This window comes from Streptomyces sp. NBC_00028 (genome assembly GCF_045041065.1).
In the GTDB taxonomy this organism is placed as follows: domain Bacteria; phylum Actinomycetota; class Actinomycetes; order Streptomycetales; family Streptomycetaceae; genus Streptomyces.
Window position 1 is genome coordinate 3,292,008 of sequence record NZ_CP108293.1, and the last position, 14,098, is coordinate 3,306,105.

Below are 14,098 nucleotides of genomic sequence, written 5' to 3' on the forward strand. Positions count from 1 at the left end.
GTCTCTTAATGATCGTTGTGAGCGGCACGCGCGCGTGCCTCACGCCACTCGGGCGCCAGCACCGACCAGACCTCCAGGTCGTGCCGCACCCCGCGATAGGGATGTGCCTGCCGGTGCACTCCGTCGCGGGTCAGGCCCAGGCGCCTGGCCACGTTCAGGCTGGCGGTGTTCCCGGCGGCGGCGACCCATTCGACACGGTGGATGCCGCGTTCCTCGATCACATGGTCGATGAGCACGCGCATCGCACGGGTGATCAGCCCGCGTCCCGTGGCGGCGGGCTCCAGCCAGCAGCCGACCTCGGTGTTGCCCTGCCCGGCGTCGAAGTTGAGGGTCAGGACGCCGCCGACGAGCTTTCCGTCGAGCCAGATGCCGTGGTAGCCGCCGGTGTCGTCCACGCGCATCTGGGCGTACTTGCGGAGCGTCTCCCGCGCGGACTCGACGTCGACGACCTGGGAGCCGAAGCGGATGAACTGCCCGATGAACTCCCGGCCCCGCTCCAGGTTCGCCAGGAACTCCTCGGCGTGCCACGGCTCCAGCGGCCGCAGTTCCGCCCCGTCACCCAGCGATATCGCGTACATCCTCGTCCCGCTCCTTCTCGATGTCCCCCACGACCGCGTCCACCCTTTCATGGGCGGCGCGGCACTCGGGCGGCTCGATGCTGATGCGGGGCATCCGGCGGTCCAGCCAGCGCGGCAGCCACCAGTTGGCACCGCCGAGCAGATGCATGAGGGCCGGTACGAGCAGCGTACGGAGGACGAAGGCGTCCAGGGCGACCGCGGCGGCCAGCGCAATGCCGAACATGGCGATCACACGGTCGCCGCTGAGGACGAAGGCGAGGAAGACCGAGATCATGATGACGGCGGCGGAGTTGATCACCCGGCTGGTCTCGGCGAGCCCGACGCGGACGGCCCGCCGGTTGTCGCCGGTCTCCAGCCACTCCTCGTACATCCGGCTGACCAGGAAGACCTGGTAGTCCATGGAGAGCCCGAAGAGCACGGACACCATGATCACGGGGAGGAAGGGCTCGATCGGCCCGGCCCTGCCCAGTCCCAGCAGCTCGCTCCCCCACCCCCACTGGAAGATCGCCACGACCACCCCGAACGCGGCGGCCACGGCGGCGACGTTCATCGCGGCGGCCTTCAGCGGGATACCGACGGACCGGAAGGCGAGCAGGAGCAGCAGACAGCCGAGCCCGATGACGACCCCGACGAACAGCGGCAGCTTGCCGACGATGACATCGGCGAAGTCGTCGTACGACGCCGTCACCCCGCCGACCTGGAGGTCGAGGGACGTGCCGGTCTCGGCGCGGGGCAGCACCTCGGTGCGCAGCCGGTCGACGAGGTCGCTGGTCTGCCGCGACTGCGGGGACGAGGTGGGGACGATGGTGAAGTAGCCGGTGTCGCCGCCCGCGCTGTAGGTGACCGGCGTCACGGAGGCGACGCCCTCGGTGGTACGGATGGTGGCGTCGAGGTTGTCGAGGAGCAGCTTGTCCTCGGCGCCGTCGACGTGTGTGACCAGGGTGAGCGGACCGTTGACGCCGGGTCCGAAGCCGTCGGCGAGCAGGTCGTAGGCCTGCCGGGTGGTGGCGGAGGTCGGGTTGTTGCCCTGGTCGGAGGTCCCGAGGCGGAGCCCGAGGGTGGGCAGGGCCAGCACGGTGATGACCACCAGGGCGATGGCGCCGAGGAGCTTGGGGTGGCGTTCCACGAACGCCGACCAGCGGGCGGCGAGCCCGGTCGGCAGCTCCGGCTGGGGCCCGTGTTCCACGAGGTGCCGTCGCTCGCGCCGACTGAGGGCGCGCATGCCGATGAGGGACAGCAGGGCGGGCAGCAGCGTGACAGAGGCGGCGACGGTCAGGACCACGGTGAGCGAGGCGGCGATCGCGACGCCGTTGAGGAAGCTGAGCTGGAGGATCAGCATCCCGAGCAGGGCGATGCAAACGGTGGCACCCGCGAAGACGACGGCCCGTCCGGTGGTGGCGACGGCGTTCTCGACGGCCTCGGCGACGTCCAGCCCGCGTTTCAGCCCGCGCCGGTGGCGGGTGACGATGAACAGGGCGTAGTCGATGCCGACGCCGAGCCCGATCAGCATGCCCAGCATGGGCGCGAAGTCGGCGACGGTCATGGCGTGCCCGAGCAGCACGATCCCCGCGTACGCCGTGCCGACGCTGACCAGCGCGGTCGCGATCGGCAACAGGGAGGCGGCGAGCGAACCGAAGGCGAGGAAGAGCACCAGCGCGGCGACGACCACCCCGACCGCCTCGGCGACATGGCCGCCCGACGACTCGGTGAGCGCGATGGCGCTGCCGCCCAGCTCCACCTGGAGTGCCTTCGAGTCGGCGCTCTCGGCCGCCGACACGACCGCCCGCACCTCGGCCGTGTCGAGGTTCTCGGCCCGGTCCTCGAAGGTGACCGTGGCGTACGCCGTACGGCCGTCGGAGCTGATCTGCGCGCCGTTCTGGCCGTCGTACGGGCCGACCACGGACGCCACCCCGGGCAGGTCGGCGATCTTGTCGAGGGTCTGCGTCATCGTCTGCTCGACGTCGGCGGCGCGCACGGTGCCGGTGCCGGACGTGGTGTGCCAGACGACGGTGTCGCTGTCCCCGCCGAGCTGCGGGAACCCTTCCTGGAGCAGCTGGGTGGCGCGGCCGGACTCGGTGCCGGGGACCTCGTAGTCGTTGGAGTACGCGGAGCCCGTGAGCGCGGCGGCTGTGCTCACCCCGCCGAGAGCGAGGAGCCACAGCAGAACGACGACGAGTCGCCGTCGGACACACCAGCGCGCGAGGGCTGCCACGTTGCTGCTCCCAGGGGTGAATTGTGGATCTTTGACCGGGAACAGTCGTTCATGTGGTGAACAGCCCGCAAAGAACGCATGAGCAATGCGAGGACCACTCTTGCAGGCAGAAATGATCCTTTATGCCGTTCGTGGGTTTATTCACAGGAGTGGGAGGCAGATCACAGGACAGTAACGACCGCTCTGTCACCCTCAGTCGAACTGGTCGCCCCACGCCATCACCATCACACCCACGATCAGCAGCCACAGCGCCCGCCGGGTGCGCCCCCGGGAGCCGAGGACCGCCGCGAGCACACACACGGCGGCGCCGAACGCGTAGGCGGCCGGCACCAGCGTGGGCGCGGTGCCGCTCAGCCGGAGCACCGCCGCCGCCAGGCCCGCGAGGGCCAGCAGCCCTCCGGCCCCGGACGCCGTCCAGCGGGCCCGCCGGGCGTCAAGGACCTGCTCGTCGTACTCCTCCTGTATGTCGGAGTCGGAATCCGGGTGCGCGTTCATGGCGGGCGAGCGTAGCGTGTCCGGCTGAGAATCCCCGGGCTGTCCGCCCCCGGCCGAAGCAGGTGCATTGTTTGAGCGTCCGACCGAGCTCCGACGTATCCCTTTCCGTCTTCCCGGACTCAAGGAGCCCGTTCACCGATGCCAGACATCACCACCCCGAGGTCCTCGGACGATGACCTCACCCGGCGGCTGACGCACGCCCGCTACCCGCGCAGCAACCACTACGACGTCCGCTGGGTCGTCGAGAACCAGATGGGCCCGAACGCGCTGTGGCTGCTGGAGTGGCTCGCGCCCGCACTCGGTCTGGACGCCCTGCGCCCGTGCGCCCGCGTCCTCGACCTGGGCTGCGGCCGGGCCATGACCTCGGTCTTCCTGGCCAGGGAGTACGACGTCCAGGTCACCGCGGCCGACCTGTGGGTCAAGCCCGACGAGAACGCACAGCGCATCGCCGAGGCCGGCTTCGCCGACCGGGTGCTGCCCGTGCACACCGAGGCGCACGCCCTGCCGTTCGCCGAGGGCAGCTTCGACGCGATCGTGAGCATCGACGCGTACCAGTACTTCGGTACGAACGACCTCTATCTGCCCACTCTGACCCGGCTGCTGAAGCCGGGCGGGCGGATCGGGATCGTCGTACCGGCGGTACGGGAGGAGATCACCGGCGTGGAGCCGCCGGAGCATCTCAAGGAGTACTGGGAGCCCGACTGGTGGTGCTTCCACTCCGCCGAGTGGTGGCGCCGCCAGTGGACCCGCAGCGGGGCCGTCGAGGTCGAGACGGCCGACTGGCAGCCGGACGGCTGGCAGGACTGGCTGCTGTGGTGCGACGTCGTCGCCGAGGAGAGCCCGGAGGAGTTCCATCGCGACATGGCCCGCCGGGTGCGCGAGGCGGTCCGGGCCGACCAGGGCCGGGCGCTGGGCTTCGTACGACTCGTAGGACGCCGTAAGTAAGCAGCACTACGGCCCCGGAAGGCATCCTTCCGGGGCCGTACGCGTCGGTGGGCTCAGCCCTCGCTGACGCCCAGCTTCTCCAGGATCAGCTCCTTGACGCGGGCCGCGTCGGCCTGACCGCGGGTGGCCTTCATGACCGCTCCGACCAGGGCACCGGCCGCGGCGACCTTGCCGGAGCGGATCTTGTCGGCGATGCCCGGGTTGCCGGCGATGGCCTCGTCGACGGCGGTGCCGAGGGCACCCTCGTCGGAGACGACCTTCAGACCGCGCTTGTCGACGACCTCGTCCGGGGTGCCCTCGCCGGCGAGAACGCCCTCGATGACCTGACGGGCCAGCTTGTCGTTGAGGTCACCCTTCGAGACGAGCTCGGTGACCCGGGCGACCTGCGCCGGGGTGATCGCCAGCTCGTCCAGCGACTTGCCCGACTCGTTGGCGCTGCGCGCCAGTTCGCCCATCCACCACTTGCGGGCGGAGGCCGCGTCGGCTCCGGCGTCGATCGTGGCGACGATCGGGTCCAGGGCACCGGCGTTGAGGATCGCCTGCATCTCGGTGGCCGAGATGCCCCACTCCGCGAGGAGTCGGTTACGGCGGACCAGCGGCAGCTCCGGCAGAGCGGCCCGGATCTCCTCGACCCACTCGCGCGAGGGGGCCACGGGGACCAGGTCCGGCTCCGGGAAGTACCGGTAGTCCTCGGCCTCCTCCTTCACGCGGCCCGAGGTCGTGGACCCCGTGTCCTCGTGGAAGTGCCGGGTCTCCTGGATGATCGTGCCGCCGCTGTTCAGGACCGCGGCATGCCGCTGGATCTCGAACCGGGCCGCACGCTCCACGGAACGCAGGGAGTTGACGTTCTTCGTCTCGGAGCGCGTGCCGAACTTCTCACGGCCGTGCGGGCGCAGCGACAGGTTCACGTCGCAGCGCATCTGCCCCATCTCCATGCGGGCTTCCGAGACACCGAGCGCCTTGATGACCTCGCGCAGCTCACGGACGTACGCCTTGGCGACCTCGGGAGCGCGCTCGCCCGCGCCCTCGATCGGCTTGGTGACGATCTCGATGAGCGGGATGCCGGCCCGGTTGTAGTCAAGGAGCGAGTGCGAGGCGCCGTGGATACGACCCGTCGCGCCGCCCACGTGGGTCGACTTGCCGGTGTCCTCCTCCATGTGGGCGCGCTCGATCTCCACGCGGAAGGTCTCGCCGTCCTCCAGCTGTACGTCGAGGTAGCCGTTGAAGGCGATCGGCTCGTCGTACTGGGAGGTCTGGAAGTTCTTCGGCATGTCCGGATAGAAGTAGTTCTTCCGGGCGAAGCGGCACCACTCGGCGATCTCGCAGTTCAGCGCGAGACCGATCTTGATCGCCGACTCGACGCCGGTCGCGTTGACGACCGGAAGCGCGCCGGGCAGGCCGAGGCAGGTGGGACAGGTCTGCGTGTTGGCGTCCTGACCGAGCTCGGTCGAACAGCCGCAGAACATCTTGGTCTTGGTGCCGAGTTCGACATGGACCTCAAGGCCCATGACGGGGTCGTACGACGCGAGAGCGTCCTCGTACGACACCAGGTCGGTCGTGGTGGTCACGGTGAAACTTCCCTCTCAGCCCAGCAGGACGTCGTCGTCGCCCAGTCGCTTCAGCTCGCGGTACAGGATGGCGAGGCCGGTGACGATCGCGACCGCGGAGACGGTGGCGTCGATCAGCCGGAGCGTGTCCTGCTCGGTGCGGGCCCTCTTGATCTGCTTGGCGACACTCAGCGCGCCGAACGCGGTGGTGGCCATCGACAGGTACGTACCGGACTTGGACTTCTTGAAGTCCTTGGCCTTGGTCAGCTTGCTCACAGCGACGGTGCCTCCTCGAGGAGCGGGTGCCCCCACTTTTCCACGAAGGCGGCCTCGACGGCTGCGCCGACCTTGTACAGCCGGTCGTCCTTCAGCGCCGGGGCGATGATCTGGAGGCCGACCGGGAGGTTGTCCTCGGGCGCCAGACCGCACGGCAGCGACATCGCCGCGTTGCCCGCGAGGTTCGTCGGGATGGTGCACAGGTCCGCGAGGTACATCGCCATCGGGTCGTCGGCACGCTCGCCGATCGGGAAGGCGGTGGTGGGCGTGGTCGGCGACACGATCACGTCGACCTGCTCGAAGGCCTTCTCGAAGTCGCGCGTGATGAGCGTGCGCACCTTCTGGGCGGAGCCGTAGTAGGCGTCGTAGTACCCGCTGCTGAGCGCGTACGTGCCGAGCATGATCCGGCGCTTCACCTCGGGGCCGAAGCCCGCCTCACGGGTGATCGACGTGACCGCCTCGGCGGAGTTCGTGCCGTCGTCGCCGGTCCGCAGGCCGTAGCGCAGGCCGTCGAAGCGGGCGAGGTTGGACGAGCACTCGGAGGGCGCGATCAGGTAGTACGCCGACAGCGCCAGGTCGAAGGAGGGACAGTCCAGCTCGACGATCTCCGCGCCCAGCTCCTTGAGGAGGGCGACGGACTCGTCGAAGCGCTGGATGACGCCGGCCTGGTAGCCCTCGCCGCGGAACTGCTTGACGACGCCGACGCGCATGCCCTGGACGCTGCCGTTGCGGGCGGCCTCGACGACCGGCGGGACCGGGGCGTCGATCGACGTCGAGTCCAGCGGGTCGTGCCCGGCGATGACCTCGTGCAGCAGCGCCGCGTCCAGGACCGTGCGGGCGCAGGGGCCGCCCTGGTCGAGGGAGGACGAGAACGCCACCATGCCGAAGCGGGAGACCGCGCCGTACGTCGGCTTCACGCCGACCGTGCCGGTGACGGCGGCCGGCTGGCGGATGGAACCGCCGGTGTCGGTGCCGATGGCGAGGGGCGCCATGTGCGCGGCGAGCGCGGCGGAGGAACCGCCGCCGGAACCGCCGGGGATGCGGGTGAGGTCCCACGGGTTGCCGGTGGGGCCGTACGCACTGTTCTCGGTGCTCGACCCCATGGCGAACTCGTCCATGTTGGTCTTGCCGAGGATGACGACGTCGGCGGCCTTGAGGCGCTTGGTGAGGGTGGCGTCGTAGGGCGGGATCCACCCTTCGAGGATCTTGGACCCGACGGTGGTCGGAATCCCCTCGGTGGTGAAGATGTCCTTCAGCGCGAGCGGCACACCGGCGAGCGGGCCGAGCTTCTCGCCCTTGGCGCGCTTCTCGTCGACGGCGCGGGCCTGGGCCAGCGCGCCCTCGCGGTCGACGTGCAGGAAGGCGTGCACCTTCTCGTCGACGGCCTCGATACGGGCGAGGTGGGCCTCGGTGACCTGCACGGCCGTGAGCTCACCGGAAGCGATCTTCGCGGCGGTCTCGGCGGCAGTGAGCTTGATGATGTCCGTCATGGTGATTAGTCCTCCCCCAGGATCTGCGGCACCTTGAAACGCTGCTGCTCCTGGGCCGGGGCGCCGGAGAGCGCCTGCTCGGGGGTGAGCGACGGACGGACCTCGTCCGCCCGCATGACGTTCGTCAGCGGGAGCGGGTGCGAGGTCGGCGGTACGTCTTGGTCGGCGACCTCACTGACGCGTGCGACCGCGCCGATGATGTCGTCCAGCTGTCCCGCGAAGTGCTCGAGCTCTTCGGGCTTCAGCTCCAGACGCGCCAGCCGGGCGAGGTGGGCGACCTCCTCGCGCGTGATGCCAGGCATGCAGCGATCCTCTGGGGGTGAGTGCGTGTGGTTTGGGGCCAATCCTATGGGGCGAGTGCCTCTGGCCGTTAAACGGATTCGGAGGGGGTGTTCACTCCGCCGCGGGCAAGGCCGCCTTCGGCCGCTGCCAGCCCCGCGAACCCCTGGCCCGCAGCCACGCCGTCGTCTCCTCCGGCGGCATCGCGGCGGCCACCAGCCAGCCCTGTACGGCGTCGCAGCCCAGGTCTCGCAGGCGTTCCCAGGTCTCGTCGTCCTCGACGCCCTCGGCGACGACCAGCAGGCCGAGGGAATGGGCGAGGTCGACGGTGCAGCGCACGATCTCGGCGTCCTCGGTGTCGACGGCGAGACGGGCCACGAACGAGCGGTCGATCTTCAGTTCGCTGACCGGGAGCCGACGCAGATGCACCAGTGAGGAGTAGCCGGTGCCGAAGTCGTCGAGGGACATCTTCACGCCGTGGCCGGTCAGCCCGGCGAGGGTGTCGGCGGCGCGCTGCGGGTCCTCGAGCAGCACGTGTTCCGTTATCTCCAGCTGGAGCGAGCCCGCGGGGACACCGTGGCGGGCCAGGCGGGCGGCGACCGAACCCGCGAAACCGGGGGTGTGCACGTCGCGTGGGGAGACGTTGACCGCGACCGGGACGTACAGCCCCTGGGCGCGCCACTGGGCGACCTGGGCGAGCGCGGTGTCGAGGACGTACTCCGTGAGATGGGGCATCAGCCCGGAGGACTCGGCGATGGCGATGAACTCGTCCGGCGGCACCTTCCCGCGCTCCGGGTGCACCCAGCGGACCAGGGCTTCGAGGCCCGCCACCTGTCCGTCGAAGCGGACCTTGGGCTGGTAGTGCAGCTCGACCTCGTGGGCGTCGAGTGCGCGGCGGAGGTCGCCCAGCAGACCGAGCCGGTCTGGGGTGTTCGAGTCCCGCTTGGACTCGTAGACCTCGACGCCCGTACGGTCCCGCTTCGCCTGGTACATCGCCACGTCCGCCCGGCGCAGCAGGCCCTCGGCCTCCAGGGCGTGGTCGGGGAAGACGGCGACGCCGGCGCTGGCCTCCAGGACGAGGGTGAGCCCGTCGAGGTCGAGCGGGGAGCTGAGGGCCGCGACGAGGTTGCGGGCGACGCGGGTCGCGGACGTCGTGGAGTCGGCGACCGGCAGTAAGACGGCGAACTCGTCACCGCCGAGCCGCGCGGCCTCCGCTCCGCGCGGCAGGGCCTGTTGCAGCCGGTCGGCTATCTGGAGGAGCAGTCGGTCACCGGCGAGGTGGCCGAGGGTGTCGTTGACCGACCGGAACCGGTCGAGGTCGATGAGCATGAGGGCCGAGCGGGCGCCGATGCGTTCGGCGTCGTCCAGGGCGGTCCAGATGCGTTCGAGGAGCCACTGCCGGTTGGGGAGCCCGGTGAGCGGGTCGCGCAGCTGTTCCTCGGCGCGGGCCCGGGCCATCCACAGGGTGGAGTCGAGGGCTATCAGCGGTATCGAGAACAGCGGCAGCAGCACCGGCTTGGCCACGGCGACGACGCAGACCAGCGGGGCGATGCCGAGCAGCGCGACCGCGACCAGGCCCTGTCTGACCAGGGCGGTGCGGGCGACCGTGGGCAGTCCGCCGGTGCGTGGGGCGTGCAGGTACCACAGCAGGGTGCGGGTGACCGCGAGATAGGTGGCCGCGACGAGGACGATCTCGGGGACCGTGTAGAGGGTCCAGGTGTCGGGGTTCCAGGGGGTTTCGACGGTCGGTACGCGGCCGAAGGCGGCGAGTATCAGCGCGCCGGTGGCGATGCCGAGGATGTCCACCGCGCCGTGCAGGACGCCCTGCCGCCAGCGGTGGCGCCTGGCTATGCCGACCAGGACGACGACGGTGAGGCTGACCATGCCGGCCGGGACCCAGCCGTAGAGGATCAGGACGGCGAGGGTGAGCGCGGCGCCGGAGCCGGTGCCGCCCCACCAGCGGGCGCGGCCGAGCGCGACCAGGTGGCCGACGATGACGCCGGTCAGCACGGCGAGGGCCCAGCCGACGGCGCCGGACGGAAAGAGGGCGTGGCTTCCGGTGAACGCCCGGTAGAACCCCGCCCCCAGCACGAACCCGGCCGCCGCGACGACCCCGGCGGGCAGCGCGGGCCAGGACAGATGCCGCTCGTGCTCGGCCCCGGGCAGTCCGGGGGTGCGGTCGGCGGTGAGCTGGGCGGTGCGGTCGTCCACGGTGGTGTACGGTCCGGCGGGCATGGTGGGTCCGGTGGCTCGCCCCTCGTCGCGCGGGCGCTCCGCGGTGCCCGTCGCCCGGCGGCTCCCCCGCCATGCGCCGGCCATCCGGCGCAGCCGTGAGTACGGGGCGGCGCTCTCGGTCGGTTCCATTCCCGTCCCTCTCACAGCCGGCGGTGCCCACGCCACGCGGCCCGTTGCCCGACAAACCCGCTACGGCGCCGCGTTGGAAAACCCTGCCCCGTGCTCCTGAGGAGCACGGGGTTGCCCCAACCGCAGCTGGGCACGGCAGGCGCACGTCTCAACAGTAGGCCGCAGAAGGCTTCCACGGGCAGCGGTCGTCGACGGTTGCCCGAATGCGCCCCGGCCACCCGTATGCATCTGGTATGCGCCGATCGGGTGGCCTTCAACCGCTGCTCCGCCCTACTCCTCGATGGGAAGTGCGACTTCGGCGGCTGCTTCCGGACCCTGTTCCAGCAGGACGGTGAAGCCGTCCTCGTTCAGAACAGGCACCTTGAGCTGCATCGCCTTGTCGTACTTCGAACCAGGATTGTCACCCACAACCACGAAAGACGTCTTCTTGGAAACAGAACCGGTCACTTTCGCTCCGCGCGACTGAAGGGCGTCCTTGGCGCCGTCGCGGGTGAAGTTCTCCAGGGTGCCGGTGACGACGACGGTGAGCCCTTCGAGGGGGCGGGGGCCCTCGTCCTCGCCGGTGCCTTCCTCCTCGAAGGAGACTCCGGCCGCCTTCCACTTGCGGACGATCTCGCGGTGCCAGTCCTCGGCCAGCCACTCCTTCACAGACTTGGCGATGATCCCGCCCACGCCGTCGGTGTTGGTCAGCTCCTCCTCGGTGGCCTGCTCGATCCGCTCGATCGAGCGGAACTCACGGGCCAGCGCCTGGGCTGCCACGGGTCCGACATGGCGGATCGAGAGCCCGTTGAGGAACCGGGCGAACGGACGGCTCTTGGCCTCCTCGATGTTCTTGAGGAGCGCCAGCGTGTTCTTCTTCGGCTCGCCCTCCTGGTTGGCGAAGACGGTGACGACCTTCTCCTCGCCCGTCTTGGGGTCGCGCTTGGGCAGGCCGCTGTCCTTGTCGCGGACGTATGCCTTGATCGGGAGCAGCTTCTCGACGGTCAGGTCGAACAGGTCGCCCTCGTCGACGAGCGGCGGATCCGTGGGCTCCAGCGGCCGGGTGAGCGCGGCGGCGACCACGTCGCCGAAGTGCTCGATGTCCAGGCACTCCCGGCCCGCGAGATAGGAGACACGCTCCCTCAACTGGGCCGGGCAGGTGCGGGCGTTGGGACACCGCAGATCGATGTCGCCCTCTTTCATGGCCTTCAGCGGCGTCCCGCACTCCGGGCACTCGGCCGGCATCACGAACTCCCGCTCGCTGCCGTCCCGCAGGTCGACGACCGGGCCGAGGATCTCCGGGATGACGTCACCGGCCTTGCGCAGCACCACCGTGTCGCCGATGAGGACGCCCTTGGCCTTGACGACGTCCTGGTTGTGGAGGGTGGCGAACTCGACCTCGGAGCCCGCCACCGTCACCGGTTCGACCTGGGCGTACGGCGTCACGCGACCGGTTCGACCGACACCGACCTTGATGTCGATCAGCTTGGTGTTCACCTCTTCCGGCGCGTACTTGTAGGCGATCGCCCAGCGCGGCGCGCGTGCGGTGGAGCCGAGGCGGCCCTGGAGGCGGATCTCGTCGAGCTTGACGACCGCCCCGTCGATCTCGTGCTCCACCGAGTGCCGGTTCTCGCCGAAGTACGCGATGAACTCCCGTACGCCGTCGAGGTCGTCGACCACCCTGTTGTGCTGGGCGGTGGGCAGGCCCCAGGTCTTGAGGAGGTCGTAGCCCTGGGAGAGGCGGGTCATGCCGTCGAAGCCCTCCAGGGCGCCGATGCCGTGGACCACCATGTGGAGCGGGCGGGTGGCGGTGACGCGCGGGTCCTTCTGGCGCAGGGAACCGGCCGCCGCGTTGCGCGGGTTGGCGAAGGGCTTGTCGCCGGCCTCGACCAGGCGGGCGTTGAGCTCCTCGAACTTCTCCATCGGGAAGTAGACCTCGCCGCGGATCTCCACCAGGTCGGGCACCTTGTCGCCCTTGAGACGGTCCGGGATCTCGGCGATGGTGCGGACGTTGGGCGTGATGTCCTCTCCGGTGCGGCCGTCGCCGCGGGTCGCCGCGCGCGTGAGCCGCCCGTGCTCATAGGTGAGGTTGACGGCGAGGCCGTCGACCTTCAGCTCGCACAGGAGGTGGTAGTCGGCGCCGCCGACGTCCTTGGCGACCCGCTCGGCCCAGGCGGCCAGCTCCTCGTCGCTGAAGGCGTTGTCGAGGGAGAGCATGCGCGAGCGGTGCTCGACGGACGTGAACTCGGTCTCGTACGCCCCCGCGACCTTCTGGGTCGGCGAGTCGGGCGTGCGCAGCTCCGAGTACTCGTCCTCCAGCGCCTCCAGGGACCGCAACAGCTTGTCGAAGTCCGCGTCACTGATGACGGGCGCGTCCTTCACGTAGTACCGGAAGCGGTGCTCCTCGATCTGCTCAGCGAGCTGCGCGTGCTGCTCCCGCGCCTCCGCGGGCACCGTCGTCTCCGCTTGCTTGTCGCCGGCCACCGTGTTGTCCTCCCGTTACTCTGGGTTGTCCGCGAGAGATCTCGCCGCCTGGACGCAGTGGGCGAGCGCCCTGCGCGCGTACTGCGGGGAGGCCCCCGCGAGGCCGCACGCCGGAGTGACCGTCACCGCCTCCGCGAGAAGCCCCGGATGCAGCCCCAGCCTGCGCCACAGCGTCCTGACACCCATGACGCTACCGGCAGGGTCTGACAATCCCGAGTCCGTGCCCGGTACGACACCGGCGAAGAGCCGGGTACCCCCTTCCACGGCCTCACCGATCGCGTCGTCGTCACGCTCGGTGAGGAGCGAGAAGTCGAAGGAGATCGCCGCCGCGCCCGCCCGGCGCAGCAGGGCGAACGGGACGTCCGGTGCGCACGAGTGGACCACGACGGGCCCTTCGCCGTGAACCCCGACGACGTCGCGGAGCGTGGACTCGACGACCTGCCGGTCGACGGCGCGGTGGGTGCGGTAGCCGCTGGCGGTTTTGACGTGCCCGCGGAGCACGGCGATGAGCGAGGGCTCGTCGAGCTGGAGGACGAGCTGGGCACCGGGGACCCTGCGCCGCACCTCGGCGAGATGCTGCCGCAGTCCCTCGGCGAGCGAGCCGGCGAGGTCGCGGCAGGCGCCCGCGTCGGAGAGGACGGACTCGCCGTTCCTCAGTTCCAGGGCGGTGGCGAGGGTCCAGGGGCCGACGGCCTGCACCTTCAGCTGTCCCTCGTACCCCTGGGTGAACTCCTCCAGCGCGTCGAGGTCTTCGCCGAGCCACGACCACGCCCGTCTGGTGTCCCGGCCCGGCCGGTCCCCGAGCCGCCAGCCGCTGGGCTCCACGCGCGCGTACAGCTCGACGAGCATCCCCGCGCTGCGGCCGATCATGTCGGCGCCGGGTCCGCGGGCGGGGAGCTCGGGCAGGAACGGGAAGTCCTCGAAAGAGCCCGTGGCCGTCCTGGCGGCTTCCCGGGCGTCCCCGCCGGGCAGGGAGCCGATGCCGGTGGCGGGGGCGAAGGTGAACTGCTTGCTCTCACTCACCAGGGAAGCCTACGTAATGCCCAGGGGGCCGAGCTCGTCAGCCATGGACTCCGTGCCGGTCGAGGAAGTCGAGCAGCCCCTGCGGGTCGGCGACTTCGAGGTTGTTGCGGAACCTCGCGCGTTCCCAGGAGATGTCGGTCCCGCCGTGGTGACTGCCGCTGCCGATGAACGCCCCTGTGGCGTCCAGCAGAGCGACCGTCACGCTGCCGTGGCAGCGGCAGATGTCGTCCTGGAAGACACCGGTCGTGGTCAGGCGGCGCAGTTCCGCGAGGGCCTCGTCGTCGTAGAACTCGGCGAGGATCTCGCGACGGGCGAGCGGCCCGCCGTCGTCGCCGCCCCGGACGACGACCGCGGCCTCGGTTCGGCTCCAGACGTCGTCCAGCCAGGCCTGGATCTCCGCGCCGCTCCCGCGCCCGCCCGTCATCG

General features: G+C 70.4%; 12 protein-coding genes. 1 reads left to right on the plus strand and 11 read right to left on the minus strand.

Features of this window, described 5'->3' with window-relative positions:
* Positions 1-5 precede the first annotated feature (5 nt).
* The 3 genes from OG885_RS14355 to OG885_RS14365 form a co-directional block, all read right to left on the minus strand.
* Entirely contained in the window at positions 6-578 is a 573-nt protein-coding gene (locus tag OG885_RS14355; protein WP_405730929.1) for a GNAT family N-acetyltransferase, read from the minus strand.
* Positions 556-2,790 carry an MMPL family transporter gene (locus tag OG885_RS14360; protein ID WP_405730931.1) on the minus strand — a complete coding sequence of 745 codons (2,235 nt, stop codon included), beginning with the start codon at positions 2,788-2,790 and terminating at the stop codon, positions 556-558. Before OG885_RS14360 ends, OG885_RS14355 begins: the two co-directional genes overlap by 23 nt.
* Before the next feature lie 192 nt (positions 2,791-2,982).
* The gene (locus OG885_RS14365; protein ID WP_405730933.1) at positions 2,983-3,285 is read right to left on the minus strand and encodes a hypothetical protein; all 303 of its coding nucleotides are present in this window, start codon (positions 3,283-3,285) and stop codon (positions 2,983-2,985) included.
* Between the two features lie 138 nt (positions 3,286-3,423).
* On the opposite strand from OG885_RS14365, the gene OG885_RS14370 reads away from it, so the two are divergent.
* Positions 3,424-4,230, plus strand: a complete 807-nt coding sequence (locus OG885_RS14370; protein ID WP_405730935.1) for an SAM-dependent methyltransferase — start codon at positions 3,424-3,426, stop codon at positions 4,228-4,230.
* Positions 4,231-4,283: 53 nt separating this feature from the next.
* Here OG885_RS14370 and gatB read toward each other — a convergent pair whose 3' ends face one another.
* The 8 genes from gatB to OG885_RS14410 form a co-directional block, all read right to left on the minus strand.
* Positions 4,284-5,798 carry an Asp-tRNA(Asn)/Glu-tRNA(Gln) amidotransferase subunit GatB gene (gene gatB, locus OG885_RS14375; RefSeq protein WP_405730937.1) on the minus strand — a complete coding sequence of 505 codons (1,515 nt, stop codon included), beginning with the start codon at positions 5,796-5,798 and terminating at the stop codon, positions 4,284-4,286.
* 15 nt (positions 5,799-5,813) lie between these two features.
* Positions 5,814-6,053: a hypothetical protein gene (locus OG885_RS14380; protein ID WP_329334408.1), complete on the minus strand. Its 240-nt coding sequence runs from the start codon at positions 6,051-6,053 to the stop codon at positions 5,814-5,816.
* Positions 6,050-7,543, minus strand: coding sequence for an Asp-tRNA(Asn)/Glu-tRNA(Gln) amidotransferase subunit GatA (gatA, locus tag OG885_RS14385; RefSeq protein ID WP_405730939.1), 1,494 nt, complete (start codon positions 7,541-7,543; stop codon positions 6,050-6,052). The genes OG885_RS14380 and gatA overlap by 4 nt, the downstream gene beginning before the upstream one ends.
* Before the next feature lie 5 nt (positions 7,544-7,548).
* Positions 7,549-7,845 carry an Asp-tRNA(Asn)/Glu-tRNA(Gln) amidotransferase subunit GatC gene (gene gatC / locus OG885_RS14390; RefSeq protein WP_007384860.1) on the minus strand — a complete coding sequence of 99 codons (297 nt, stop codon included), beginning with the start codon at positions 7,843-7,845 and terminating at the stop codon, positions 7,549-7,551.
* A gap of 91 nt (positions 7,846-7,936) precedes the next feature.
* Complete coding sequence (locus OG885_RS14395; RefSeq protein ID WP_405730941.1) at positions 7,937-10,186, minus strand: putative bifunctional diguanylate cyclase/phosphodiesterase; 2,250 nt, start codon at positions 10,184-10,186, stop codon at positions 7,937-7,939.
* A 270-nt stretch (positions 10,187-10,456) separates the two neighbouring features.
* Positions 10,457-12,649, minus strand: coding sequence for an NAD-dependent DNA ligase LigA (gene ligA, locus OG885_RS14400; RefSeq protein WP_405730943.1), 2,193 nt, complete (start codon positions 12,647-12,649; stop codon positions 10,457-10,459).
* A gap of 15 nt (positions 12,650-12,664) precedes the next feature.
* A complete protein-coding gene (locus tag OG885_RS14405) occupies positions 12,665-13,672 on the minus strand; it encodes a methionine synthase (protein ID WP_405730945.1) in 1,008 nt (335 codons plus the stop codon).
* Between the two features lie 37 nt (positions 13,673-13,709).
* Positions 13,710-14,096, minus strand: coding sequence for a hypothetical protein (locus OG885_RS14410; RefSeq protein WP_405730947.1), 387 nt, complete (start codon positions 14,094-14,096; stop codon positions 13,710-13,712).
* Positions 14,097-14,098 lie beyond the last annotated feature (2 nt).

Bases quoted from the DNA above. Each gene is read 5' to 3' on its own strand.
- OG885_RS14355 (WP_405730929.1), bottom strand. From the start codon at position 578: ATGTACGCGATATCGCTGGGTGACGGGGCGGAACTGCGGCCGCTGGAG.
- OG885_RS14365 (WP_405730933.1), bottom strand. From the start codon at position 3,285: ATGAACGCGCACCCGGATTCCGACTCCGACATACAGGAGGAGTACGAC.
- OG885_RS14370 (WP_405730935.1), top strand. From the start codon at position 3,424: ATGCCAGACATCACCACCCCGAGGTCCTCGGACGATGACCTCACCCGG.
- gatA (WP_405730939.1), bottom strand. From the start codon at position 7,543: ATGACGGACATCATCAAGCTCACTGCCGCCGAGACCGCCGCGAAGATC.
- gatC (WP_007384860.1), bottom strand. From the start codon at position 7,845: ATGCCTGGCATCACGCGCGAGGAGGTCGCCCACCTCGCCCGGCTGGCG.
- OG885_RS14395 (WP_405730941.1), bottom strand. From the start codon at position 10,186: ATGGAACCGACCGAGAGCGCCGCCCCGTACTCACGGCTGCGCCGGATG.
- OG885_RS14410 (WP_405730947.1), bottom strand. From the start codon at position 14,096: ATGACGGGCGGGCGCGGGAGCGGCGCGGAGATCCAGGCCTGGCTGGAC.